We start from the raw sequence: 25,579 nt of genomic DNA, 5'->3' as shown, positions 1-25,579 counted from the left end.
ACGGGCTTGGTCGGGAGCGTGGCTGAGCGGTGGGCTGTTGGAGCGGGGGCGAAGGGGGAGCGCCGGGCGGCGCTCCCCCCGGGCGGACTATCCGGCGATCGGCGTGCCGTCCTGCGCCGTCGCGAAGATGTGGATGTCCTTGTCGGTGGGCAGCGTGATCGATGCGACGACCCTAGCCGGGTCGACGGGCACGCTCTGCTCGTCGACGTAGAAGGCGTGGTCCTGCTTGCCGAGCGCCTGGTTGCGGTAGGTCATCGCGGCGACTTCGGTGTTCCCGGCGCCGGGTGCGTTGCCCCAGTCCGACTGCGCCAGCGTCGCCGTGCCGCTGCTGCCGTCGGTGTAGTGGATCGTCACGGTGCCGGAGTGGGCGCCGTTCGTCGCCGCGCCGAGGAAGCCGATCCGGGTGGCGCCGGACCGGTACGGCATCAGGACGGTCTGTCCGAGCGCCCGCACGTTGTCGTTGGTGCACGGCTGCGCCTGCGGCCAGGTGAAGGACAGCCCGTCGACGCTCACGTGGGCGCCGGGGGTGAGGGACTGGGGAGTGGCCGCGGCGAGCGCGTCCGCGGAGTAGGTGTCGGTGCCGTTGTCGAGCTGGCCGCACCCGCGGTTGCTGTCCGGGGAGATGCCCACGTCGTTGGCGTAGTCCGACAGCGCGGCGCTGGCCCCGACGGTGAACTGCCCGGTGCCGGAGGTCCCGCCGGGCCCGGTCACCACCGCGACGCTCGCCGTGCTGCCCGGCTCGACGCGCCAGATGTTCCCCGGCCCCGTGGACGTCGAGACCGCCGGGCCGCTGGGCCCTGGCACCGTGAAGGTGATGGACGTGTCGGACCAGTGGTCGATCCTCAGCGTGCCGAGGTCGCCCGCGCCGCCCCAGTGCACACCGTTGTCGGACAGCAGCAGGTGCCGGCCGTGAGCGGAGGAGCCGAAGCCCTTGCCGGTGACGGTGACCTGCTGCCCCGGAGCCGCCTGCGCGGGCGAGACCTCGCTGACCGTCGCGGGCCGGGCGGCGTTGTCGGTGAGCGTGACGTCGTCGACGTAGCCGCGGTAGCCGCCGTTGCTGCCGGGCCGGTCGTAGCCCAGGTCGACGCGGACCACCGTGCGGCCCGCGGCCGCCTTCCCGATGTCCACACTGACCTGGTTCCACTGGTCGAGTTCGAGCGTGCCGCACTGCGCGGCGGGCGTGAGCGGGGAGCCGGGCAGGCCGTGCAGTGTGCTGCCGTCGGAGAAGACGAGGTCGAGTGCCACACAGCTGCTGTTGTCGCCGCTGACGCCGGGCGCCGCGCTGCCCTGCGCCTGTGGGTAGATCCAGTACGTCAGCGTCGTGTTCCGGCCGGTGCGCACCGGCCGGTCGGCGAGGTCGAACAGCCGCATGTAGGCGTGGTCGTCGGCCGCGCCGGTGGCCTGGCCGGAGTACATCAGCGCGTTGGTGCCGTCGTGGTCGAGGACCTGGCGCGCGCTGGCCTCCGGGCCGGTGGCGCTGCCGTACGCGCGGACCCCGGCGATCCCCCCACCGCCGGGCGAGGTGTCGACGCCGTCGACCCAGTCGGGCGCGGGCTGGCCGTGCTCGAAGCCGGTCTGGAAGAGCGTCCCGCCCGATGCCGGCGGCTGCGGGCGGCGCAGCCCCGCGGTGGCGAGCGCGGTGACCTGGTCGCCGCCGCCGTAGTACATCATCCACTGGCCGTTGTGGAAGAAGATGCTGTTCGTCCACACCGTCTTCGGGGTCTGCCCGTTCCATTCGTAGGGCACGTCGGGTGTCGGGGTGAGCACCGCGTCGCTGAGCTGGTGGAGCATCAGCGTCGGGTCCTGGCCGGAGAACTCCTCCTCGCTGATCGCGTAGAACCAGCGGCCGTTGGCCATCAGCGTCCCCGCGGTGAAGACCACGATGTTGTGGTTGGCGGGCCGGCCCACCACGGTCTGGTAGTCGGTGACCGCCACCGCCACCTCGTACGGCTTCCAGCCCTTGGGGTAGTGCACGTCGAGCGGGTCGGCCGTGCGCGGGGTGCTGCTGCCCTTCGCGTGCCAGGTGCGCAGGTCCGACGAGTACGCGATGTCCGTACCGGTGTCGCCCTGGCCGAAGTACATGACGTACTCGCCGTTCACCTTCCGCGGCGTGCCGTCGGCGTCGGTGACCACCGCCGCGTCCTTGTTGTTCCCCGCGTTCGGCTCCACCGTCCACGGGGTGCTCCAGTGGACGCCGTCGGTCGAGGTGGACTCGGAGATGTCGTACGAGCCGTAGCAGCTGCCGTCCGCCTTCGGGTGGACGGAGGTGAAGAACGCGTAGTAGGTGCCCTGGAGTTCGAACAGCCGCGGGTCCTCCAGGCCGCACTTGGACTGCTGCCCGGCCAGGTTGAAGTCGATCACCGGGTTGTCGGCGGTGTCCTCCGTGAAGTGGCTGCCGTCGGTGCCGGCGGCGTAGCCGATCTGCGACGGGCCTCCGTCGGTGCCCTGCGCGCGGTAGAGCATCTTGTACTGCCCGCCGCGGTAGAGCACGCCCGGGTTGTACAGGTCGGCGGCCTCGTAGCCGCTGCCGCTCGGCGTCAGCAGCGGGTTGTCCGCGCTGCGGGTGAACGGGCCGATGGCCCAGTCGGGGAGGTTCGCCGCGGTGTAACTGGAGTTCCCCGCCGCGCTGGTGTCCGACGCCGCCGCGGGTCCGGCGGCCGCGCCCGGCGACGGGTGCACGGCTCCGCTCGACGCCGCCGTGGCCGTGGGCGCCGCGGCGAGCGCCGCGCCGATGGCCAGCGCGACCGCGCCCGAAGCGAGCATCCGCGCCGCGCCGGTCCCGCGCCGGTCCCGTCGTGGCCCGGGTGCGTCCGGCCTCCTTCGACGGTGCGCGGAGAACAGGCGAAAACCGACCATTGTCCCAACCTCTCGATTCGACGCGACAAGCGTCGGGGGTCTTCGGATCACGCTGCGCGGTAGTGGGCCACGATTCTGACAACGTTGTCGGAGCTGGACGATTCCACCGCGGATCGGTGGCGTCAAGGGGTGCGGCGTGGCCGTCGCATCCAACTCGCGGTGCATGCGGCGCGTGCGGGCTGGATCTGATCCCGGGCGAGCAGGCCGCGCAGGCCCGGTTCCCTCGCGGCGGCCAGTGCGCGCCATGTCGCGACCTCGCCAAGCTCGACGCGATTGCAGCAGGATCACCAGGGGCAAAGTTGCCGCTGGAGCGCCCCGCTTCCCGCGGCCCTGCCCCGGCCGAGTGTCCGGCACCACCGACGCAACTCCCCAGCCGCGGCCACGCATGAGGACTCGTCAGGCCGGGAGAGGGCGTGCACTGTTCGCCCGGGCAGTGCCCTGACCGCCGATGCGTCAGGAGAGCTCAACCGATGGGATTCACCCGCCTGCGAAGAGCGGCCGCGACCGTGGCCGTCAGCACACTGGCCGCTGCCGGCCTTGCCGTCCAACCCGCCCTCGCCGCCGCGCCGCGGCCGACCGCGGCTGCCTCCGCCACCCCACAGGTCCCGCTCACGACGACCACGGCGACCCAGCACCGCAGCGGTTCGGTCGAGGCCGAGCCGGTCTGCGCCGACCCGGAGCCGGGCTCGGGCGAGGCGCGCTGCTTCGCGCAGCGGCGCACCGACGTCTCTGCCGTCAAGGGGGTCATGCACAGGGCCGACAGCACCGCTGCCATCCCGCTGGGCTACGGTCCCGCGGACCTGCTCTCCGCCCACAACCTGCCCGCGAACGGCGGCGCGGGCGCGACCGTCGCCATCGTCGACGCCTACGACGACCCGAACGCCGAGGCCGACCTCGCCGTCTACCGCGCCCAGTACGGCCTGCCCGCCTGTACCACCGACAACGGCTGCTTCAAGAAGACCGACCAGACCGGCGGCTCCAACTACCCGGCTGCCAACAGCGGTTGGGCCGGGGAGATCTCCCTCGACCTCGACATGGTCTCCGCCGTCGCCCCCGACGCCCACATCCTCCTCGTCGAGGCGAACGGCGCCACCTACGCCGACCTCGGCGCGTCGGTGGACCAGGCGGTCACCCAAGGCGCCCAGGCGAAATATGCCATCAGGCCATTGCTTTCATTCGTCCGCGTGATGAGGGCGCAGAACAGATCACCGTCGTAGTCCCAGGTCAGCAAAGACATGGCGATGATGCTGCCACGCCCGGTTCCTCCAAGCGTCGTCCTCCAGATGCCGCATCCAGGTCCAGCCCATGACGACTCGGCCGCCGTGATCACAGCAGACACCTGTAGATCAGTCCACCTGAAACAGCGGTCAGAGCCCCTCAGGATTCCGGTACGCAGGCAGGTGCGGCACTTACGGCTGCAGGCCGAGCTGCCGAAGGTCGCGGTAGAGCGCGTCAATGACGCGCTGGTCACGACTGAGTCGGTCAGCGACACCGGTGTTCCCATTGAAATACAGGGAGACACTGACGCCCGCTTCGGGATCTGCGAAGACCAGGCATGCCGTTCCTCCCAACGCACCAAAAGACGCAGGGGAGGCAGGACCGAAGTTCTCAGCGGCGAGGACCATGCCCAGTCCCCAGCGCCGGGCGCGCCCGGCGGACTCGTCGATCAGCGTTGGTGGTCGCTGATCGGTCACCAAAGCGGCACTGGTCTCGGGCGAGAGGATACGTCGGCCATGCCGTGTACCAGCCTGCCGTAGCATCTCGCAGATCTCCGCGGCATCACCGAACGGGCCCGCCATGCAGGCGCTCGGATACCCCATGCTGACATCGAAACGCGCAACGCGGGAGGCCAACTCGGCCGGGCCGAACCACGGCACGTCAATGACATCGACGCCGGGAGGACCACCCAGTCGAGAGGTCAACCGCAGTGGCGCAGTGACTTGTTGGTGTAGGAAGTCCGGGAACGGTCTGCCGCTGCCTCGTCGCACGATCTCATCGAGGAGCAGATACCCGGCGTGGCCGAGGTAGGCCGCTCGGGTGCCAGGCGTCCAATCGGGGTCGGCGTCACCGTTCAGGACGAACTCCAGCAGGGCATGCCTGCCGTCGGCAAATCGTCGGCCGGTCTCACGGTCGACGGCCCGCAACGGCGCAGTATGGGTCAGGAGATGCTCGATGCGAATGTCATCCTTGCCAGGTCCGGCGAACTCCGGAAGGTGCTGAACGACGCGATCGCTCGGGTGCAGCAGGCCCAGTTCCCACGCGCGGGCAACGGCCACAGTCGCTGCCAGCTTCGATGCCGAGAACCACGGCACCGCAGTGCCCGTCGCCATCACCTGAGTGGCGTTGGCGTCACCGACAGCAAGGTCCAGGACCTCCACGCCGTCATGCAGCACTCGCAGTGCGGCACCGAGGCAACGCCCCTGTGACACGATCTCAGCCAGCGCTTCTTCAACCGTGTCAAATTGACTCATTGTCACATCTTAAATGCGCCGGCGCAGGAGACACGGCCCCTACGCGGGCGGCGAGCATAACCGAGTAAGGCTCTCGCGATGGACTGGAGACCCAAGGTCTGCCTCAAGGCCGCAGACTCCAGCCTGCGGACATTGCGGGACGCCCTTCGGGCCACCACCGAATCAGCGCGGGAGGCATGTCAAAAGGTGAAGACGGGTGCTGAGAGGTCAGCACCCCACCAGCACCGAGACTCAGCGGGGTCCGATGCCAGAGCGTCAGAACCCTACCGACCTGCACATTTGCAGGAGCACCTACTGACCTTGGATGCGTGATGTCGTCATGGTGGGGCGGTTGTGAGGCCGGTGCCGGTGAGGCAGCCGTCGAGGACGCCGGGACGGCTCGCCCGGCTAGGAGCAGGCCAGGGCTGCCACCGATAAGCGGCGGCGGGAGCGCCCTCTCACGCGGACGACCGGAGTGCGGCCGCGGCGTGACCAGGTGCGGGTGGTCGGCGGCGTCATCGAGAAGCCGGCCTCGTCTTCGAAGACGAGCCAGCCGTCGAGCGCCGCCACGGTCCTTCCACGTTCGGCCAGGTCTCCTTCACCCAGCTCGCCACCCCGGCATCGTCGCGCTCGACCGCCCGGCGGGCGTGCACCTGGCAGCTCCAGCCGTGTCGTTTCATCAGCGCGGCGACACCCTTAGACGGTGTAGCTCTTGTGGAACCGACGCCCGATCAGGGTCTTGATCCGCGACAGGGTCCAGGTCTGGTCCGGCCAGCCGTGCGCCACCGGTCCCCTGGCCAGCTCCTGCTCCAGTACGGCGAACAGCTCGTCACTGAGGAAGGGCAGCGACGCAGGGCCCTTCGAGGCCAAGGCCCTCGGCCCGTCCTGCGACCAGGCCTTGCGCCAACGCTGCACCGATCGGACGCTGACCCGCAGGTCATGCGCGATGATCGTGTTCTCGACGCCCTGGGCGAACCGCTCGGCCGCCTCCGTCCTCAACTTCTCGCGGAAGACCTGCCGCTCGGCGGTCAGTCCACCTCCTTGCGCATACCTCATAAAGTCGGCATACCGCAGGGATCATGGACCGTCAGCCCCGCCGACACCGCCCTTTGAAGGTCAGTAAGTTACCGGTATTGAGGCTAGGGCAGTCTCCTGATCCACACCGCGGCAAGGCCGTAGGCGGCAGCCGATACGGCGAGTTCCGCCAGGATCGTAGCCGTGTACGCCCAGTCGGGCACCTGCTGCCTGAAGAACCCGAACGTGACTTCGCGGGTAAGTGCGAATGCCGCGACGGCGGCGAACGTCGCACCCGCGGACTGCTTGGTCCACCGCCCCCTCTTCGAAGCGGCGCGGCCATCCCGGTGGGGAGCAGGTTCTGTCACTCCCTTGTTGTACCGGTGCCCGATGCGACTCATCAACGGCAGTCGGCCCGGGCCATGCTCGCCACGGGTTCAGCGCGGTCACCCGGTCGCGAACCGGACGTCATGCGACTACGCCGAAGCCCTGGGCGATGGACTGCTGCCCGGTATCGGACATTCCTGAGTGGCGGTATCGGTCGTTCCGCCAGCGACGGCAAAGTCGGGGATTCGGTCTCCTCCGCGCCCGTGCTCAGCGCCGACGGTCGCTACCTCGCCTTCGGGAGCTACGCGTCCAACCTCGTGCACAGCGAGGACCTCACCGGACTTCAGGACATCTTCCTGCGCGACCGTGACCGTACCCAGTAACCCCTCAGAAACCCCGGAGCCGAAGGACCAGCCATCGGCCCCGGGGCCGCCACCCGACCCCGACGACGACTCCGCGCTCACCGACCCCGAGCCACCCGCCGGCTGGTTCCCGGCATAGGCAAGGGCTCGCTGGTTGAGCAGAGCTGGTTGAGCGGAGGCAGGCGCCCGACCGACAAAGGTGAACCGGGAGGGCGTCGTGCCCGGCACCACCAGCGCGGAGGCGGCTCGGATCGCGGAGCCGGAGCGGGAGGTGAGGGAGCTGAGGCGGGCGAGCGCGACATCAACGTCCGCCTCGGCTTTCCTCGCAGCAGAGCTGCACCGTCCACTGCGATGAAGGTCGCCTACATCGACCAGTACAAGGAGACGTTCTCGAAAGGCTGGTGCGGTGACGATGTGTCATTCACTTGGCCTTGCCGGGCGGTGCGGGCATGCGAGGGAAGATCAGCTTGGCAAGTTGGCTGACGTCCTGGCGTGGCCTGCCGGATGCGTCGTCTTGGCGGGTTTCCAGGTGAATCCGATACGCCCCGTCGACGATTTCCAGATCTTGTTCCGTGTAGGTTGGCAGGCCCTTGGCGTGGTAGGCAGTCGTGGCCACGGCGGTCATCCCGGGTGGTGCTGTCACGGCGTGATACGAGTACCCGGGGATGGTGGCACTGCTGTGTTGGTCCTCGGCGATGAATGTGGTGGAGTTCATGGACGCTTCGTCCGCCGAGCTGTAGTGGTAGACGTCCACGAGTAGGCCCCAGCCGTTGAAGGCCCGGTAATCCGGTCCATCCCCCCACTCGTGTTCTGAGTCGCCGCCTCGAGGGCCCGCCTTGCCCTGCCAGTTCGCCGGGTCTGAGTCCGATTCGGTGAGCTCGCTGGTTTGCACCCCAAGGAACCTCGCGACCTGGATCTGTTGCAGCAGGTCTTTGGCGTGCGGTTCAGGCGGTCCCGGCCGTGACCGCTCGTAGACGAGGAACCCGGCCGTCGCGGCGGCTGTCACAGTGACGATGCCTGCGACGATCTTCACCCACAGGGAACGACCGGCCGGCTGCTCGGGCCCGCTGTGCGGCATCATCTGGGCGGCCGGCGATTCGGCGCGGGTACTCCCGTTCTTCCCCGCCGGCTTGGTGGCCGTGCCCCGGCCGGACGTGATGGTCGGCTTCTGGGCGAACGAAGGCGAGGTCTTCTTCTGCTTCTTCGGCACGGTCGCCATGTCGGGCCTCATCATGGCGAGTGCCTCGGCGACGGTGGGGCGGGCGCCAGGTTCTTTGCGCAGGAGGGCGGTGATGAGGGCCGTCAGGTGGCCTGCGTGCGCCGGAGGCGGAGGCTCGTGGACGGCGACCGCCCGTAGGGTTGCGGTCAGGGTGTCGCGTTGGAACGGGGACTTGCCCTCGGTGGCCTCGTAGAGCGTGACGCCCAGCGAGAACAGGTCGCTGGCCTCGCTGCCCTGCTCGCCGTCGGCGCGTTCGGGGGCGATGTAGGCCATTGATCCGATGATGCCGCCGTCCTGCGTGAGCTTGGTGTCGACCTCGCTGACCGCGATGCCGAAGTCGGTGAGCAGGATGCCACCGTCGTCGGCGAGCATGATGTTGGCGGGTTTCACGTCCCGGTGGATGATTCCCGCTTCGTGGGCCGCCCGCAGGGCGCCGAGCACCGCGACGGCGACCTTGGCGGTCTCGTCGGCCGACAGTCTTCCCCGGCCCAGGCGTGCTTCGAGGGATGTGCCCTTCACCAGGCGCATCACCGTCCAGGGAATCCCGTCCTCGATCACTACGTCGAAGACGGCGACGATGTTGGCGTGGTCCCGAAGCCGGGCCCCGTGCCGGGCCTCGCGCTTTGCCCGGACGAGCAGCTCGTTCCAATGGTCGTCAGGGATGCCGGGCCGGCGGAACACCTCCTTGACGGCGACGTCCACGCCCAGTTGCTGGTCGTGGGCCCTCCAGACCCGACCCATCCCGCCGGACCCAAGGGGCACGAGAAGCCGATAGCGGCCAGCGATCACCCGCATCGGTGCTGTCTCTGAACTCAACGAGGCCCCCCGCTCGCTGTTGACTGGACATCACATACAGGGGGAAGCGTAGAGGACGAGCTGTGATCTCGACCCGCCCGGTCTGTGCACCACCGCGAGTGCCGGGTCGCCGGTTGCGGCCGTCCGGGCACACCGTCGACACCGCCGCCTGGCATCCCGCGCCGCCGCGGTGCGACGACGTTGCGCAGGGCCCGGGGGACGCCGTGGTGGAGCTGAGCGTGCGCGACCGGGCGCATCCGCCTTCAGGGGCTCCTGCGGGGCCCCCAGGACCCCTGCTCGCCCGGTCCAGCCGGACCGGCCCGCGCGGGCAGGGACACCGTCGCCCACGGCCAGCAAGGACCAACCTGGCACCGCGCGGGGGCCGACATGCCCGAGCGCGGACTCGTCCAGACGCTGGACAACACCGCCGAGGTTGTGTGCGGGGTGCCGGGGCTGCGCTGTTGGGGTTCGGGGCGGTTGGTCAGCGTTCGAGGAGGGCGATGCGGATGGCTCGTTCGACGTGGGCGGCGGTGTTGGCGTAGCCCGCGGCGTTGGGGTGGACCAGGGTGATGCGCTTGTTGATGAGGCCGCAGTTCAGCAGGGTGCCGGGGAGGCTGGTCGGCCAGTAGTCCTCGGCGTTGCCGCAGGTGCCCTCGACCCACTTGGTGGCTGCGGGCTGGCAGGCGTCGTGGCCCACGCTGGAGGAGTACACGTCGACGTAGCGGTCACCGAAGAAGTTCGTGACCCGCTGGATCGTGCTGTTCAACTGCTTGAGGACGTCGTCGCGGAGCCAGTCGATGTCGGCGTGCGTGATCGGACCGAGTTCGGAGAGGGACAGGCGGTTGCATTCACTGCCCGCCTCCGGCAGGACCGCGGGGTAGCCGACCGTGATCACCTTGGCGTTGGGCGCAGCCTGGTGCACCTCGGCCAGCATCTCGATGTACTCGTCCTGGACCCGGGCGAGCTTGTCGGTGATGCTCTCCTCTCCCTCGGGGGGATTGGTGTAGTGCTCGCGGCAGGACTTCCCGGTCGCGCCGTCTTCGAGGCACTTGAGGAGCATGCCGCCGAAGGGGAGGCTGTTGCCGCCGACGCCGATCGTGACGATGTCGGTGTTGTCGTTGAGGTTGGCCCGCTTGATCTGCGGGGCCACCTCGGGCCAGCCGTCGGCCGGAGGCTGGACCGGGCTGATCGGCTTCTGCTTGTCCTTGGCGATGTTGGCGATGGTGGCGTTGCCGCAGCTGACATTGGTCAGGTGGACGGGCTTGCCCGGCGGGAACTCTTCGAGCTCCTGGGCGACAACATCGGGGTAGGCGTTGGTGGTCCGGTCGCAGCCGTCCCTCGACGGGTCACCGAGCGCGGGCTGTGGGTCTCCGACGAACCCGCCGGCGGTGTACGAGTCGCCCAGCGCGGCCCACTCGTATTGGTCGGCCGCACGGGCGGAAACCGACGGGACAAGCGCGGACGCCGCCAGTGCGAGCCCGACGACCAGCGCGCGCGTACGCAGACGGAAGACAGGGTGTGGCATGGATCCTCCAGGATCAGCAAAGACGCCGCCCGGAGCTGGAACAATGCACCAGGCGGAAGGCACTTCTTCCAAGATCATCCATGCCGTCGGACTACCCATCCGGCAAATGACGCCTACCATCACCGATAAGGCTGAATGATCAGATCTTTCGCGCCGTCACGCGTTGCCCCACGCCCGCCGAAAAGCCAGTCCCAGAACTTGCCCCAGCGCTCTCAGCCAGGCATACACGGCCGCACACAAGGGCATGGCACGCGCCACTCGGGGGAGTGCATCGCGGCCGGGAAGTTCACGGTCGACGCCGCCTCGGTGCTGGTATCCGGGACGACGGGCGGCGCTGGCGGCTGCCGAGGTTCGGAGTGGCCTTCGACCAGGGCGGCCCGCTCGGCCCGGAGCGCCTGGACCGCGAGGTCAGCACCGAGCGTGATGTGTTCAACTGCCACGGGACCATGTACGAGCTGCCCGCGAAGAGCGCGGGCGACTTCGCCAAGATGCGCCCCATCGCGACGCACGGCCTGCGGATCAAGGACTTCTGCTCCTACCGGGGTATGACCGTGCTCTCCGGCGTACGCGACGACGCGACGGCCTCCGCCGTCGTCGTCCCGGACGGCAACTGGCCCGACAGGGCCCGGCAGATGATCGCCGCCGCCGGTCCGACAACCGCCTTCCGCAACGGCTTCCCGCTGATCGACGACGAGGACACGTCCATCCTGTACCCCGGCGCTCCGCTCGATACATCCCATTAATCGAGGGTCGCGTGCCCGGAGGGGTCGCGACACCCATCATTGGTCCCCTCAATCTCGGCGATGTAGCTCGCAAAACGGGGCAACCATCGCGTGACCCCTCCCCCTCCCTGGACAATACATCCCACCTTTCTCTATACATGGGATGCACGCCGCGTTCGGTCCGGCGCCCTCCCCTCTGGAGCACTCACCATGCCTGCTGCCCGCATCACCGCATTGGACGTCCTGGACGTCCGGTTCCCCACCTCCGAGGAGCTGGACGGCTCGGACGCCATGAACCCCGAGCCGGACTACTCCGCCGCATACGTGGTGCTGCGCACGGACGCGGCGGACGGCCACGAGGGCCACGCGCTCGCGTTCACGACCGGCCGGGGCAACGACGTGCAGGCGGCGGCGATCGCGGCACTGGCCCCCTACGTCGTGGGCCGGGAGGTCGAGGAGATCTGCGCCGACCTGGGAGCGTTCGCTCGCTCGCTCGTGCACGACTCGCAACTGCGCTGGCTGGGACCGGAGAAGGGCGTCGTCCACATGGCCGCCGGCGCCCTCGTCAACGCCGCCTGGGACCTGGCCGCCAAACGCGCAGGCAAGCCCGTGTGGCGGTTCCTGGGCGAGATGTCACCCGAGGAGATCGTGGCCCAGGTCGACTTCCGCTGGCTCAGCGACGCCCTCACCCCGCAGGAGGCACTGGACATCCTGCGTGCGGCCGAGCCCGGCCGCACGGAGCGCATCGGCCGCCTCCTCGAGGCCGGTTACCCCGCCTACACCACGACCCCGGGCTGGCTGGGCTACTCCGACGAGAAGCTGACCCGACTCGCACGGCAGGCCGTCGCCGACGGGTTCACCCAGATCAAACTGAAGGTCGGCGCCTCGCTCGAGGACGACGTGAGGCGCATGCGGGCCGCCCGCGAGGCGGTGGGCCCCGACGTGCGGGTGGCCGTGGACGCCAACCAGCGCTGGGACGTGGGCGTGGCCATCGACTGGATGCGCGAACTCGCCCCCTACCGGCCGTACTGGATCGAGGAGCCGACCTCCCCCGACGACATCCTCGGGCACCTCACCGTGCACGAGGCGGTCGCCCCCGTCAAAGTCGCCACCGGTGAACACGTCGCCAACCGCGTGGTGTTCAAGCAGCTGTTGCAGTCAGGCGCCGTGGACATCGTGCAGATCGACGCGGCCCGGGTGGGCGGCGTCAACGAGAACATCGCGATCCTGCTGCTGGCCGCCAAGTTCGGCGTCCCGGTCTGCCCGCACGCCGGCGGCGTCGGCCTGTGCGAGATGGTGCAGCACCTGTCGATGTTCGACTACGTCGCCGTCTCCGGGACTCTGGAGAACCGCGTCATCGAGTACGTCGACCACCTGCACGAGCACTTCGTGACCCCAGTGCGCCTCCGCGACGGCCGCTATCTCGCGCCCACGGCACCCGGGTTGAGCGCGCAGATGCACCCGGTCTCGCTCAAGGAGTACTCCTTCCCCGACGGCCCGGTCTGGTCGGCACGTGTCTGACCGCCCCGCGCCCCCCATGACCCCACCAGCCCGGCCCGCCTCCGCGGGGCTGGTGGACACCCACCACCTCTGGGACCTCGCCCGCCGCGCCCAGCCGTGGCTGGCCGAGCCGGGCCCATGAGCCGAACCGGCGGACCTTCGACGTCCAGGACCTGCGTGCCTCGGCCACGGCGACGATCGCCGGGCGTTCGCTGGAGACCGCTGTGGTCGTGCAGTGCCGCACCTCGGAGCCCGAGACCCGGGATCTGCTGGCGCTGGCCGACCGGGACCGGCTGATCGACGCCGTCGTCGGCTGGGCGGACCGGGCCTCCCCCGGGCTGGGCGACGTCCTCGATGACCTGCTTGCCGGCCCGGGCGGGCCGTACCTGCGGTCGCTGGGGCACGTGGTCCAGGGCGAGTCCGACCCGGCCTGGTTGCAACGCCCCGACGTCGACCGGGGGTTGCAGACGGTGGCCCGATGCGGCCTGGGCTACGACGTGCTGATCCGCAGCCACGAGTTCCGCCAGGCGGTCCGCCTCGCGGAGCGCCACCCCGAACTGCGGCTGGTCCTCGACCGTGCCGGGAAGCCCCGCTCGCCGGCGGTGACATGAGCGACTGGGAGCGCCGGCTCCGGAAGCCGGCCACCCACCAGCAGATGACCTGCAAGGTGTCCGGACTCGTCACCGAGGCCGACCACCAGCGGTGGACGACTGCCGACATCCAGCCGGTGTGGGACGTCTGCTGTCCGCGTTCGGCCCCTCCCCGGCAGCCGAATACCTCCACGGTGTCGTCCTGCCGGTCGACGGCGGCTGGCTGGGCCGATGATCCGCCGCACCTGGGCTGCGGCCCTCTCGGCGGCCGCCCGCCGCCGGACTCCGGCGAGGATGGTCACAGCGTCGCGGTGATGTCAGGTTGTGCGTGCTGTTGCCGTCGGAACCGGCTCGGGGCGACGCCCGTGGTGCGGGTGAACACGCGGGAGAAGTACGCCGGGTCGGCGTAGCCGACGGCCCGGGCGATGGCCGCGATCGACTGGTCGCTGCCGGCCAGCAGTGCCTTGGCCCTGGTGATGCGGTACCGCGTGAGGTACTCGCTGGGCGTGGAGCCGGTGCAGCGGCGTACCTCGGTGGCCAGGGTGTCCCGGGAGACGGCCAGTTCGGCTGCGACTGCCGAGATTCGGACCGGCAGATGGGCGTCGCGGGCCAGGATGTCCAAGGCGCGCCGGCCGATGGTGCCGGTTGCTGGAGAGTCCTCGGCATTCGGTGAAGCGCCGGCCGCAGCGATCAGGGTGTGCAGCAGCGCTGCGGCACGGACGTGCGTGGGCACCGACTCCGGTCGTCCGGCGGTGTCGAGCAGTTCCACGAAGGTGGCCCGGATCGACTCGGCGCCGGTTGCATCGACGCGATGGGATCGGGAACCGAGAAAGCCCAGCTCCTCGTATCCGGACGTCGCTGGCCCCTCGAAGAGGACCCAGTACTCGGACCAGGCTGTACCCGGCAGGGGCCCGTAGTGGTGGGGGATGCCGGGCGGAAGCCAGAAGAGGGTGCCGTGCGTCACTTCCTGAAAGCCCGGCGAGCCCTGGAAGGACAGCCGGCCCGCGCCCGCGGTGACAAGGACTCCGGCGTACGTGGTCAGGGCGCGACGTGACCAGGTCCGGCGCTGCTCGGGGATCCAGCCGACTCCGGTGAGTGCCAAGCCCAGTGCCCGGACCTCCAGCGGCGGGGTCAGATAGCAACTGCAGGGCAGAACGGGGCTGACCACGGATCTCCCGTCGACAAATGTCCAAGTACCGCCGGCAATACTGCATGGTCCTCGCGACACCGCAGCCAGCAGCATCTCAGGTATGCACACTAGCGACGCCTCCCGGTCGACGGGAGTCCTGACCTCGAACGGCTACGTCCTCGACCAGAGCCCTGGCCGGCTCGGTAGCCTGATGCCCGTCCCCGAGGAGGAGCGCAACGACCTCGGTGCCCTCCATGAGCGGTTCCGCCGCGACGGCTACCTGTTGTTCCGCGGCTTCTTCGAGGCCAAGACCGCTCTGGAGTTCCGCCGGCACTACTTCGCCCGGCTGGCTCCCAGCGGGCTCACCCGTCCCGGTACCGACCCCCGAGAAGGTGTCGCCGGCACCGCCGACCGGTTCGATCGCGCCGCCATGCGCCAGATCCTCTACAACGATCTGGTGCCCGGCCCTGAGTACGAGGCCCTGTGCAGGCACCCGCGGCTGGTGGCGTTCCACCGGTGGTTCCTCGGTACCGGCAACGTCCACTTGCACCGGCGGAAGATCATCCGGCACATCGGCCCGGGGGAGACCGGTATCGGCACCGCCACCCAGGCACACTACGACCTGGTCTACCTCCGCGAAGGCACCGACCGCGTGATCTCCTCCTGGATTCCCCTCGGCGACATCCCGATCGCGCGCGGCCCGCTGATCTACCTGGAACGCAGCCACCACCACGTGCTCCGGGAGGAGGCCGCAGGAAGACTCAAACGGCCCGCTGCCTCGATGACGGCCGATCTGCCGCGACTGGCCGACGCGTACGACAGCCGTTGGCTGATCACGGACTTCGCAGCCGGGGACCTGATCGTCCACAACGCCCACATCATCCACGCCTCGCTCGACAACGCCGATCCGGACGGGCTCTTCCGTCTCTCCACCGATCTCCGCTACCAGGCCGCGGCGGACCCGATCGACCAGCGCTGGCAGGAACACTGGCACGACCAGGATGGACTGTGAACGCCGTCGGCAGCATATGACGCGACGAATCGAGCGGTCCCGGTCCCCCGCAGCGCGCTCAGCGTTCACTGCGGCGGCGGGCGTCAGGCCCATGCGGCCTCCCGCACGGGGTTCCAGGTCCAGCCGGCGAGGTTGGGGGTGGGCCCTGCGGGCGGGGTGACGCCCGTGATCGCGCTGTCCCAGGCCGACACCTGGAGGGTGAGGTCGGCGAGCGCGGAGCGGTCGAGGTTCTTCAAGTCGATGGTCCACGTCTCGCCGTGGTAGAGGTCGTTGCTCACGGCCGTCCCGCCGGCGAGCAGCGTGGCGTCGCCGCCGCGGTAGTCGAGGACGACCTGGGCCTCGGCCAGGTCGGCGAGCCGGGCCGGGTCTCCGCCGTCGATCCGCCACCGGCCGCCTGCGGCCCCGGTGATCTGCGGGGCGGCCGGCCCTGCCGCGAGCTGGTAGCTGTAGCGCCCGAACGGCATGCCTGCCGCGACCGCCTTCCATCCTGTACCCGGGGCAAGTCCTCCGGTCGGGAAGATGTCGGCGGTGATCTGCGCACCCGCGGGGGCGGTGAAGCGCACGGCCGGCTGCACGCCCGTCACCTGGCCGGTTGCCGCGATGATCAGCCGGTCGTTGCCGTTCAGCGGTACGACCGCCGCGTTGAGTGACTCCGCCTCGGTCAGGACGATGATCCGCGCGCACGGTGTTTTGCTGCCGGACGGGCGTACGAGCAATGAGGTGCGCTGTCCCGCCGGGGCGGTCGCGATCAACTCGTTCCCTACGACCTTCTGGGTAGCTGATCCCCATTCGTTCGTCAGGGTGACGGACTTGCCGAAGGCCAGGCTGCGGTCGGTCCAGTCCGGTGCCCAGTAGACCCAGGTGGGCAGGTCGTCGCCAGCCAGTCTCGCCAGCGGCTCGACGGTGGCCCAGCGCAGGTCGACTCCGTTCAGGTCCGTCATGACCGGGAAGACGTTGGAGCGGTCCGGCGGCATGGTCAGCGGCGCGGCCGGCAGGGTGACGGTGCCGCCGGCGGTTTTGATCTGGACCTGGACGTCGCTCCTGGCCGGCATGGTGACGTTGCGCTGGGTGTTGTTGACGAAGACGAAGCCGCGGCCGGCGGCGTCGAACCGGCCGATGTAGCGCAGGCGCCGGGTCTGTCCCGGGTCCATGAGCTGTCCGGGGTCGCGGCTGATCCGGGTGCGGACGAGTTCGGCGGAACAGGTGGTGACGAAGGTGTGCAGCCGCCGGTAGTGCCGGTAGGAGTCCCTGGTCCGGCCGAACTCGCCGAGGGGCGCTTGGAAGTCGTAGGTCAGTGGCCAGCTCCCGGACAGGTCTGCCACCTGGGTGCCGCCGTGGAACATGTAGTAGCCGAGGTAGTTCGCACCCCGCCCGACGCTGTCGTAGGCCTGCGCCACCACGAAGCGGCGCTCGACCAGGAACCTGTCCCTGCCGCGCATCGGGCTGCCCGTGCCCAACTCGCAGAAGCCGCGAGGGTAGTCCAGCGTGTCGTACATGGCGCCGCCGGTGTCGGTGTTGGCGGTCCACTCGTCGCTGCCGTAGATGAAGCCGGACACCGGCTCGGTGCCGGCTCCGGTCTCCCAGCCGCGGTAGCAGTAGGAACCCTGCAGCGGGATGGCGGTGTCCTTCTCGAACACGGAGTTGGCTGTGACGGAGTAGTACGGCGCCACCATGCCGCGGGCGGTGACCATCTGGCGCAGCGTGGTGATGTGTGCGGGGTCTCCCGAGGCGTACTCGTTCTCCAATTGATGCCGACGATCGGGCCGCCGTCCTTCACGAACAGGCTGTTCGCCTGTGCGGCGATCTGGGCGAAGTACATGTCGACCTTGGCCAGGTACCCCGGGTCGTTCGTCCGCGCACCGGGCAGGGCGAAGTCGGGAATGCCGCCGTTGTTCGTCTCGGCGTTAATGTAGGGGCCAACCCGCAGCCAGACCAGCAGTCCCTGCCGCTGGGCCGCGGCGAGGAAAGCTCGGAGGTTCCGGCGGCCCGACCAGTCCCAGGTGCCCTCCAGCTGCTCGTGGTGGTTCCAGAACACGTACGTCGACACGATGCCGACACCGGCGGCGCGCAACTTGCCCAGCTCGCGGTCCCAACGGGTTTCGGAGTAGCGGACGTAGTGGAACTCGCCGCTCACGGGATACCAGGCGGCTCCGTTTCGAGACCATCCGTTGCGGGTCACCCCGTAGGCGACTCCGCCGCCGGCACCGCCCTCGTTGGCCAGCGCGTCGTCGGTTCGCGCCTCGGTGGCGCCGGTGTTCAGCACGTACGGCGCCACGGTGGCGGTCCACCACTGGCTCGGGTCGTTGGAGTCGCTGCGGATCTCGACCGTGGCCCCGGCATCGGCCGAGTCTCCGGAGACGCTCAGCAGCTTCCCGCTGGACCGGCTGACGATCTTCACGTGCCCCCGGCCCGCGTCGTCCAATCGCCACTCCTGGTTGAGGCCGCCGTTCGCGTACCACTGGATCACCGGGGTGCCGTCGCTGCCCGACCCCCCGGAGACGTCGAGCATCTTGCCCGAGTGCATGGGGCTGATCCCCACCCACCCGTCGCCCTGGTCGAGCAGGGTCCACTGCTGATTGTCGTTCCCGGTGGGCGTCCACTGGACCACCTGGGCACCGTCGTCGGTACTGCGGCCGTAGACGTCCAGCACGCAGCCGCTGTGCACGTTCGTCAGCGTGACCGGTGCTCCTATGGTTCCGGCGGTGGCCGCGCCGGCCCGGGAGGGCCACAGCAGACCTCCGGCGAAGGGGACGGCGAGCGCCGCGGTCCCGGCGCCGAGGATCCTGATCGCGCTGCGGCGGCTGATGCCGTCGCTGGCTGTGCTTGCGGGTTGCTCCATCTGTGACTCCCTGGAAGTCTCGCGGCTGAGTGGGATGGGGGCGGAGGAGCGGGGGCCGGTCACGAAGGCGGGACGAGGCTCCACACCTGGTTGCTGCCGCCGTTGCCTGGCTACTGCACGATCGCGGCGCCGTCGCCGCCCACGACGGCGCCGAAACACCGGGGCCGGGCCCCTCGCCGGACCGCCGCCCACGCGAATGTGGCGGCCCGTCCAGGACGGGAACCCGCCCGTTCCCTACGACGCTGCGGGTCAGGACGCCTGCACCCTCCAATGCTGGGCGGCACTGCCGGTGTCGGTCTGTTGTCGAACGGCGGCCCCGTCCGCTGTGGAACCGTCGGAGATGCCGAGTACCAGGCCGCTGCGCGCGCTGACGATCTTCACGTGGCCGGCGCCCGCGTCGGCCAACCGCCACTGCTGGTTGGTCGCGTGAGTGGGCGTCCACTGGATGACGGGCGCGCCGGCGGCCGTGGACCCGCCCTGGACATCCATCGCCAGACCGGAGTTGACGTTGGTGAACTCCCACACGTCGGTTGCGGCAGCCGTCACCTGCCAACGCTGGTTGTCCCCGTCGTTGGGGGCGTATTGGATCAGTGCCGTGCCGGTGGCGGTGGAGCCGGCCGGCACGTCGATGACCTTGCCACTCTGCCGGTTGACGAACCGGCACACCGGCGGCGGCCCCGCGGGGCCCAGCGGTCCGGCGTCGCCGACCGCGACCTGGCTCACCGTCCAGTACCAGTTGTTGCCGCCCGTGTAGTGGAAGAGGACGCGGACTCCGGTGGCACCGAGGGGAACCTCCAGGCTGATCGCCTCCTCGCGCGAGGGGACGTCGGCGGTGTAGGTCCGCACCGGGACCGGCGCCGCCCCGTCGAACGAGACCAGCACCTCGCCCTGCTGGGGTGACTCCTGGCGGTAGAAGGTCGTGTAGGTCAGGACGGCGGTGGCGCCGCCGGTCACCGGGAACGTCCTGCTGGTCAACGTGGAGTCGAAGGTGCCGGAGACCGGTTCGTCGGACCACTCGTCGCCGTCCGCCACGGCGAAGACGTCACGCGCGCGGACGTTCGCCTCGCGTTGCTGGTCGGCTTCCGCCGAGGTCCAGAACTCGTCGGTGGCGAAGGACCAGCCCCGCCATTCGGTGACGCCGCCGGTACCCATCAGGGAGTTGTCCACCGACCAGCCGGCCGGCGGAGTGTGCGTCCAGCCGACGATCGCCGGGGCGATACCGGTCTCGTCGGCTCTGGTGCGGAGTGCGCCGCGCAGGGCGGCGAAGTCGTCGGGGCGCGGCTGTTGGAGGGGGCGCCCGTCGAGCCCCCACGCGGCCAGGATCTGGATGCCCAGGTGGGCGAGCACGCTTGCCGCGATGTCAGGCATCTTGACGTCGTGGCGGGTCGAGCCGCCGGTGATCGTCGGCCCGGTGGCGACCAGGAAGGTCTGCCGCTCCTGCAGACTCGATCCGCCATGTCCGCCGGCGTTCGTGTGGCCGTGGTCGGCGGTGACCATGATCAGCCAGTCCTCCGCGGAGTACCTCGGCCGGCCCCGTACCGCGGCGACGAACTGGCCGACCTGGGTGTCGACGACGTGGATGGCGTCCAGGTACTGCTGGCTGGCCGCTCCGTAGGCGTGCCCGGCCTCGTCGACGCCGTCCAGTTGTACGAAGGCCGCGTCGGGGTCGCCGTTGCGCAGTTGCTCGACGAGGCGGACGGTGGTGCCCGCGTCGTACTCCTCGCTGGGTGTCGAAACCCGGGTGTCGACGGCGGCGGAGAGGACGGTGTCGGTGATCGGCGCCCAAGAGGCGACCGCGTACGTGGTCAGGGCGGGCCTGGCCGTCTCGATCCGCGTCAGGAAGTCCGGGTACCGCGCGAAGTCCTGCCCGGTGAAGGCGTTGTCCGTCACGTGGTGCTTGTCGGGCCAGACCCCGGTGAGGATCGTGGACCATCCCGGACCGGACAGCGTGGGTGCCAGGGGGGCCGCGTAGATGCTGCTGGTCGCCGTGAGACCGGCTGCCATCAGGGCTTTGAGGTTCGGGGCGTCGGCGGCGGCCACGCGGCTGAGGAGAGCGCCGTCGAGGCCGATGACCAGAACCTTCGGAGTCTTCCCCGCGGCGCCCCTGGCGGAGGTCGACAGAGGTCCGGCGGAGAGGACGAGGGCGGCGGCACCGGTCAGCAGGGAGCGGCGGGACAGGGGTGGGAGCACGGGTCCTCCGGGTGTCGGCGGGAGCGAATCGGGCAGGGATGGGGGTTCGGGCCCGGGCCCGGCCCCGCGGGGTGCCGCGGGGCCGGGCGGTCGGGTCAGGGGAGTCGCCACTTCTGGTTGGCGCCGCCGTTGCAGGACCAGATCTCCAGCGGGGTCCCGTCGGCGGTGGCCGCCGCGGGGTCGTCGAGGCAGATCCCGTCGGACATCCCGCTGACCAGCGAACCGTCCGGCTTGGCGTACCACTTCTGGTTGGCGCCGCCGTTGCACTCCCACAGGGCGACGGGGGTGCCGTTCGCCGTGCTCTGGTTGCCGACGTCCAGGCACTTGCCGTTGAGGAGGAGGCTCCCGTTCGTGTACGTCCATGCCTGGGAGGCGCCGCCGTTGCAGCCCCACAGCTGCACCACCGTGCCGTTCGCCCCGGAGTCCCGGTCGGCGTCGACGCACTTGGACGAGTCGAGGACGGAGTTGATCGGGCCGATGTGCGAGGTTGCGGCGCTGCCGGCCGCGGCAACCGAGAAGTTGTCGAACTGGTCGGTCTGGTAGCCGACGACGCCGAGGCCCGCCATGCCCTGGGAGAAGGTGGAGTCGTTCGTGCTGCCGACCGCCCTGCCGTCGATCTTCGCGGTCAGGATGCTGCCCTGCATGGTCAGCGCGACGTTGTGCCAGGCGTTCGTGCCCAGCGCCTTCACCGTGCCGGAGGCCAGCGTGGTGAAGTTCCAGCTGGTGTCACTGCGCAGGATCGACCACGCCCCGGTGTTGGAGACCCGAAGGTGGTATGCGTTCAGGCCGTTGTTGTTGCGGCCCTGATCGTTGACGCGGCCGAGCAGTTCCACACTGCCGGACTGGGTCAGGTCGGTGTCCGTGCTGACGGTGTAGTCGCTCCAGGAGATGTCCCCCATGAAGGTGTACGGGTCGGCGTAGCTCTCGCCGGTCCAGTGGACCGGGGCCGCGGGCGCCATCTGCTGCAGGCAGGTCCCCTTGTGGGAGCCCGCGCACGGGACGGTGGCGAAGGCGCCGTTCATGTCGGTGAAGTACTTCGGCGAGGTGGTGGTCGCCGCTGTGTCGAAGCCGTCGCGGTAGGGGAGCGCCAGCGGCTTGGGGAGCTGCCGGGTGGTGGCGCCCTTGCCCTGGGCGGCTCCGGTGCCCGGCACGGTGGTCGTGGTGGTGACCGTGTACACGTAGCCGGGCTGGAGGGTGAGGCTGTACGTGCCGGCGGACGGGGTGATGTCCGCCTGGTGCACGAAGTGGGTGGCGTCGTCCGCGGACCTGAGGTCGGTGGCCCACACGTGGACGGTGCCGGTGGACAGGCCGCCGGTGACGCTGAACTGCGCGGTCTGGGCGCCGGACGCGTCCATCGTCTCGATGACGGTGCTGTAGTCGTTGCTGTCCGGCGACTTCAGCGTCACGTAGGTGCCATTGCCCGACCAGCCGCCGAGCGCGCCGCTCGCCGAGTCGATGTAGCGCCAGCCCGGCGCGGTGAACTGCCCGGTGTGCGCCATCGCCCACGTCGTCGGGCCGACCTGGTAGCTGCCCGACCACGGCTGCTGGGCGACCACCAGCCCGTCGGTGGAGAAGTGCAGGTTCGGGTAGATGCCCGCGACGAGCGGCCAGTTGATGTAGCCGGTCATGCGGCCGTCGGTGTAGTCGCGGTTGATGGCCCGCGCGGTGGCGGCGGCGCCGTCGGTGGCGTCCTGCGAGCCGTTCTCCGAGGCCCACAGCGGCTTGCCCAGGCCCTGCGCGGTCCCGGTGCTCGGGCAGTACTGGGCGGACGCCAGGTAGCCGCACGGGTAGTGGACGCCGACGACGTCCACGGCGGCGTCGAACGCCGAGTCGGAGGCCATGTCGTCGGCCACAGACCAGCCGTCGTCGCCGGCCACGACCTTGGTGGCGTAGCCATGCGCGACAAGCGCGTTCTTCAGCTTGACGAACCACGGCCTGGCACCGGAGCTGTTGTCACCCGCGTAGCCGTTGTAGCGCTCGTTCCAGCCGCCGAGGTAGTCGACGGTGAGGTTGTGCTGGGCCGCGCAGCCCATCCAGTCCATCAGGTAGGTGACGGCGTCGTCGGTGTAGAAGGTGTTGGAGCCGCCGCCGACCCACCCGGGCGCGGCCCAGGACAGCGCCGCGATCTTGATGTGCGGGTTGCGGGCCTTGGCCTGGGCGGCGAGCCACCACTCGTAGCCCTGGTTGCAGTCGATGGTGCCGCGGGCGTGCTCGTGGCTGGCCTCGGCGCCGTCGGTGGAGTTGCTGTCGCCGCCGACCTCGATCTTGAGGATCTGCAGCGAGGCGCCGTAGCCGGGCTTGAACAGGTAGTCGAGTATCTGGCTGCGCTGCGGCTCGGGGTAGTCGACGAGCAGCCGGCTGTTGCCGCCGCCGCCCGATATCGCGCCGATGCCGTCGAAGGTGAGGCCGGGCTTGGTGCCGTCCACGGTGATCGAGGTGGTGGTCTCGGCGTGCGCGGGACCGGTGGTCATGCCGGTGAGCAGGCCGACGACCAGGGCGAGGACGGAGAGTGCGGCTGACCGCCGATGGCGGGCTCTTGCCGGACTGCGGGACATGGGGGCTCCTTGCGAGGGTTGGGGGGAGGAACGCCGCGTCACCGGAGGCATGGCGCGGCGGAAGGGGATGGCCCGGCGGAGCCGAGGGCTCGCGCCGGGCTGGCCGGGGCTAGGAACTGACCTGCGTCCGCGCCCACTTCTGGTTGTCGGCGCTGCTGCACCCGTAGACGATCAGCGGGGTGCCGTTGCCGGTCCCGGCGCCGCTCGCATCCAGGCAGACGCCGCTGGAGGGGCTGAACGTGCGGGCGGACGCGTCGTACGTCCAGCTCTGCCCCGGCAAGGCGCCGCAGGTGGCCACGGTGACCGGGGACCCCGGCGCGTAGGAGGCCGCCGTCAGGCACTTGCCGAGGGTGCGCAGGGTGCCGTCGCCGAAGTCGGCGAAGAGCTGGTTGGCGCCGCCGTTGCAGTCCCACAGGTCGAGCTGCGTGCCGTCCGAGGCGTCCGAGTTGGGCACGTCGACGCAGCGGCCGCTCGGCACACCGCTGACGGTGCCGGTCGGCACCGTGGCGACAGTCACCGCGAGGTCGTCGCAGTACCCGTTGCCGCCGCCCGACGCCTTGTAGCAGTAGACCGTGGCCTGGTGGTCGGACGCGCCGGTGCGGAAGATCAACGCGGCCTTGGTGTACGAGGTGCTGCTCGTCGCGGAGGACACCTCGGCGCCGCCGTAGTCCTTGACGCCGATCTGCACCTGCTCCCCGGCGGTGGCCGCCTCGGCCCACCCCGCCAGCTGATAGGTGGTGTTCGGCGCCAGGGCGACGATCTGTTCGGCGGAGGACGGCGAGGCGCCGACCTGGAGGGCGTACGAGCCCGAGTGGGCGTTGCCGCTGACCACCGAGGCGGAGTTCCACCCGTACCAGGGGGCGAGCGCGCCGGACTCGAAGCCGCCGTTGCCCACCACGCCGCACGAGGCGTCGTCGGGCGTGGACAGCTGGTCCGCGCCGATGTCGGGTGCGCACACGGACGGTACCGGGTCGCCCCAGAAGTCCCGGCCGCCGTTCCCGCCGGGGATGACCCGGCCGGCGCCGATGGCCGGGGAGCCGGCCGTCAGCTGGTACCCGCCCACAGTGCCGATGCCGGTACCGGCGCTGCCGGGCGACTTCAGCTTCGGGTCTGCGAGGATCTGGCCGCCGGGCGCGTTGGAGGTGTTGCCGCTGATGAGGTTGTTGGTGAAGGACGTACCGCTGTACTGGTAGCCGCCCGAACCGTGGTTGACGATGAGGTTGTTGGCGAAGGTGAGCGACGACCGGCCGCTGGTCAGGATGGGCGCCGTGGCCCCTTCGGGCTCATAGATGGTGTTGTTGTAGAACCAGCCGTTGGACTCGCCCGCGTCGCGCAGCACCTGGCCGGCGTCGTTCTGGCTGACGTTGTAGCGGAAGACCGCGTTGGTGGTGGACGTGGATCCGCCGCCGCAGCCGCAGAACATCGCCATGCCGCCTTCGTTGTCGTGGCTGTAGTTGTACTGGTAGACGGTGCCGTCGGTCCCGTAGTCGGCGTCCCAGGCCATGCCGTCGCCGTTGTCGGGCAGCTTGTGGGTCCGGTACGCCTCGTTGTATTGGAAGGTGACGTTGTCGGCGTTCCAGTCCCAGATGGCGGCGTTGGAGCCGTACCAGCGCGCGGCCGTGTCGTAGGCGACGTTGTTCTGTGCCAGACCGTTCTGGGTGTACTGCATGACGATGCCGTCGCCGCCGATGTCGTGAACGGTGTTGTTCTGCACGACGAACCCGGTCCACGGGTAGTACGTGTCCACGCCGTACTGGCAGGGCGACGGGTAGCCGATCGAGGCCCGGCACTTCCAGGCCGTCGACATGTTGATGCCGGAGCGATCGACGGAGTAGACGTCGTTGCCGTCCACGACCACGTCGTTGAACTTCGTCTTGACGCTGGTGCCGAACACGTCGAACTGGATTCCGGCGCTGCCGCCGAGATCCTTGACGCCGTCGCCGTTGACGTCGTGCACCGTCAGGTTGGTGATCCGGTAGTGGCTGCCCGTGCCGTAGTCCTGCAGCACGATGTGGACACCGCGGCGGTTGCCGGCGGTCGCCCCGTGGTTGGTCACCTCCAGGTTGCGGATCTCCCAGTACTGCTGGTTGGTCAGCAGCACGGCGTCCGACGCGCCGCCGCCGGCGATGAGCGGCTTGGCACCGGTCCCGTACGTGTCGACGACGATGGGGGAGCCGGACACGCCGGACCCCTTGGGGGCGAGGGTCCCGTTGCAGGTGGTGCCGCGGGCGAACAGGATCTGGTCGCCCGCGCGGAAGGTCGTGGCGTTGACCGTGGCCAGCGCGTTCCAGGGGCTGGACTGGCTGCCGCTGCCGTTGCGCGACTTCGAGCAGTCGACGTAGTGCGCCGACGAGGATGCGGCGGGCGCGGCGTGCGCCGGTGCCGCCGCGGCGAGGGACAGCCACGACACCGGGATCGCCAGGGCTGCGGCGAGCGTTGTGAGGCGTCTGCGCCATCGGGCGTGCAGCGGAGGTGCGGAGGACATGTGCGGCTC

Annotated in this window: 14 protein-coding genes and 3 pseudogenes; 5 read left to right on the top strand and 12 right to left on the bottom strand. The window is 70.0% G+C overall.

The window, feature by feature from the left end:
* Positions 1-87: 87 nt before the first annotated feature.
* Positions 88-2,763, bottom strand: coding sequence for a hypothetical protein (locus ACH4TG_RS09860; RefSeq protein WP_398241652.1), 2,676 nt, complete (start codon positions 2,761-2,763; stop codon positions 88-90).
* A 563-nt stretch (positions 2,764-3,326) separates the two neighbouring features.
* Between ACH4TG_RS09860 and ACH4TG_RS09855 the strand changes: the two genes are divergently transcribed.
* The gene (locus tag ACH4TG_RS09855) at positions 3,327-4,073 is read left to right on the top strand and encodes a hypothetical protein (RefSeq protein ID WP_398241651.1); all 747 of its coding nucleotides are present in this window, start codon (positions 3,327-3,329) and stop codon (positions 4,071-4,073) included.
* A 192-nt stretch (positions 4,074-4,265) separates the two neighbouring features.
* Here ACH4TG_RS09855 and ACH4TG_RS09850 read toward each other — a convergent pair whose 3' ends face one another.
* From ACH4TG_RS09850 to ACH4TG_RS09830, 5 genes and pseudogenes are all read right to left on the bottom strand, one after another.
* Entirely contained in the window at positions 4,266-5,327 is a 1,062-nt protein-coding gene (locus tag ACH4TG_RS09850; protein WP_398241650.1) for a serine hydrolase domain-containing protein, read from the bottom strand.
* A gap of 390 nt (positions 5,328-5,717) precedes the next feature.
* Positions 5,718-5,825: pseudogene (locus ACH4TG_RS09845) on the bottom strand (DDE endonuclease); the annotation flags it as partial.
* Positions 5,822-6,362: pseudogene (locus ACH4TG_RS09840) on the bottom strand (winged helix-turn-helix domain-containing protein). The pseudogenes ACH4TG_RS09845 and ACH4TG_RS09840, both read right to left, overlap by 4 nt.
* Positions 6,363-7,430: 1,068 nt before the next feature.
* Complete coding sequence (locus ACH4TG_RS09835; protein WP_398241649.1) at positions 7,431-9,023, bottom strand: serine/threonine-protein kinase; 1,593 nt, start codon at positions 9,021-9,023, stop codon at positions 7,431-7,433.
* A gap of 481 nt (positions 9,024-9,504) precedes the next feature.
* Complete coding sequence (locus ACH4TG_RS09830; RefSeq protein ID WP_398241648.1) at positions 9,505-10,548, bottom strand: SGNH/GDSL hydrolase family protein; 1,044 nt, start codon at positions 10,546-10,548, stop codon at positions 9,505-9,507.
* 356 nt (positions 10,549-10,904) lie between these two features.
* Here ACH4TG_RS09830 and ACH4TG_RS09825 point away from each other — a divergent pair, with 356 nt between their 5' ends.
* The 3 genes from ACH4TG_RS09825 to ACH4TG_RS09815 all read left to right on the top strand — a co-directional run bounded on the left by ACH4TG_RS09825 (position 10,905) and on the right by ACH4TG_RS09815 (position 13,381).
* Complete coding sequence (locus ACH4TG_RS09825; RefSeq protein ID WP_398241647.1) at positions 10,905-11,291, top strand: hypothetical protein; 387 nt, start codon at positions 10,905-10,907, stop codon at positions 11,289-11,291.
* Between the two features lie 189 nt (positions 11,292-11,480).
* Positions 11,481-12,791 (top strand): L-fuconate dehydratase, encoded by a 1,311-nt coding sequence (locus ACH4TG_RS09820; protein ID WP_398241646.1) that lies wholly within the window; start codon positions 11,481-11,483, stop codon positions 12,789-12,791.
* A 152-nt stretch (positions 12,792-12,943) separates the two neighbouring features.
* On the top strand, positions 12,944-13,381 hold the full coding sequence (locus ACH4TG_RS09815) for an amidohydrolase family protein (protein ID WP_398241696.1): 438 nt from the start codon (positions 12,944-12,946) through the stop codon (positions 13,379-13,381).
* 277 nt (positions 13,382-13,658) lie between these two features.
* Here ACH4TG_RS09815 and ACH4TG_RS09810 read toward each other — a convergent pair whose 3' ends face one another.
* A complete protein-coding gene (locus tag ACH4TG_RS09810; protein ID WP_398241645.1) occupies positions 13,659-14,528 on the bottom strand; it encodes a helix-turn-helix domain-containing protein in 870 nt (289 codons plus the stop codon).
* Positions 14,529-14,610: 82 nt separating this feature from the next.
* On the opposite strand from ACH4TG_RS09810, the gene ACH4TG_RS09805 reads away from it, so the two are divergent.
* Positions 14,611-15,501 (top strand): phytanoyl-CoA dioxygenase family protein, encoded by an 891-nt coding sequence (locus ACH4TG_RS09805; RefSeq protein ID WP_398241644.1) that lies wholly within the window; start codon positions 14,611-14,613, stop codon positions 15,499-15,501.
* A gap of 83 nt (positions 15,502-15,584) precedes the next feature.
* On the opposite strand, the gene ACH4TG_RS09800 is transcribed toward ACH4TG_RS09805, so the two are convergent.
* The 5 genes and pseudogenes from ACH4TG_RS09800 to ACH4TG_RS09780 form a co-directional block, all read right to left on the bottom strand.
* The gene (locus ACH4TG_RS09800; protein WP_398241643.1) at positions 15,585-17,246 is read right to left on the bottom strand and encodes a beta-galactosidase; all 1,662 of its coding nucleotides are present in this window, start codon (positions 17,244-17,246) and stop codon (positions 15,585-15,587) included.
* 20 nt (positions 17,247-17,266) lie between these two features.
* Positions 17,267-18,340: pseudogene (locus tag ACH4TG_RS09795) on the bottom strand (beta-galactosidase); the annotation flags it as partial.
* Positions 18,341-18,589: 249 nt separating this feature from the next.
* The gene (locus ACH4TG_RS09790; protein WP_398241642.1) at positions 18,590-20,530 is read right to left on the bottom strand and encodes an RICIN domain-containing protein; all 1,941 of its coding nucleotides are present in this window, start codon (positions 20,528-20,530) and stop codon (positions 18,590-18,592) included.
* A 95-nt stretch (positions 20,531-20,625) separates the two neighbouring features.
* Positions 20,626-23,085, bottom strand: a complete 2,460-nt coding sequence (locus ACH4TG_RS09785; RefSeq protein ID WP_398241641.1) for a ricin-type beta-trefoil lectin domain protein — start codon at positions 23,083-23,085, stop codon at positions 20,626-20,628.
* Positions 23,086-23,194: 109 nt separating this feature from the next.
* Positions 23,195-25,570 carry a ricin-type beta-trefoil lectin domain protein gene (locus ACH4TG_RS09780; RefSeq protein WP_398241640.1) on the bottom strand — a complete coding sequence of 792 codons (2,376 nt, stop codon included), beginning with the start codon at positions 25,568-25,570 and terminating at the stop codon, positions 23,195-23,197.
* Between the last annotated feature and the right edge of the window lie 9 nt (positions 25,571-25,579).

It is taken from the genome of Streptomyces sp. NPDC020917 (assembly GCF_044333795.1).
Taxonomy (GTDB): Bacteria; Actinomycetota; Actinomycetes; order Streptomycetales; family Streptomycetaceae; genus Actinacidiphila.
This window is presented reverse-complemented; position numbering and strand designations above follow the sequence as displayed.

Excerpts from the sequence above, each read along its gene's own strand:
- ACH4TG_RS09860 (WP_398241652.1), bottom strand. The coding sequence starts at position 2,763 with ATGCTCGCTTCGGGCGCGGTCGCGCTGGCCATCGGCGCGGCGCTCGCC.
- ACH4TG_RS09855 (WP_398241651.1), top strand. The coding sequence starts at position 3,327 with ATGGGATTCACCCGCCTGCGAAGAGCGGCCGCGACCGTGGCCGTCAGC.
- ACH4TG_RS09850 (WP_398241650.1), bottom strand. The coding sequence starts at position 5,327 with ATGAGTCAATTTGACACGGTTGAAGAAGCGCTGGCTGAGATCGTGTCA.
- ACH4TG_RS09835 (WP_398241649.1), bottom strand. The coding sequence starts at position 9,023 with ATGCGGGTGATCGCTGGCCGCTATCGGCTTCTCGTGCCCCTTGGGTCC.
- ACH4TG_RS09830 (WP_398241648.1), bottom strand. The coding sequence starts at position 10,548 with ATGCCACACCCTGTCTTCCGTCTGCGTACGCGCGCGCTGGTCGTCGGG.
- ACH4TG_RS09820 (WP_398241646.1), top strand. The coding sequence starts at position 11,481 with ATGCCTGCTGCCCGCATCACCGCATTGGACGTCCTGGACGTCCGGTTC.
- ACH4TG_RS09805 (WP_398241644.1), top strand. The coding sequence starts at position 14,611 with ATGCACACTAGCGACGCCTCCCGGTCGACGGGAGTCCTGACCTCGAAC.
- ACH4TG_RS09785 (WP_398241641.1), bottom strand. The coding sequence starts at position 23,085 with ATGTCCCGCAGTCCGGCAAGAGCCCGCCATCGGCGGTCAGCCGCACTC.
- ACH4TG_RS09780 (WP_398241640.1), bottom strand. The coding sequence starts at position 25,570 with ATGTCCTCCGCACCTCCGCTGCACGCCCGATGGCGCAGACGCCTCACA.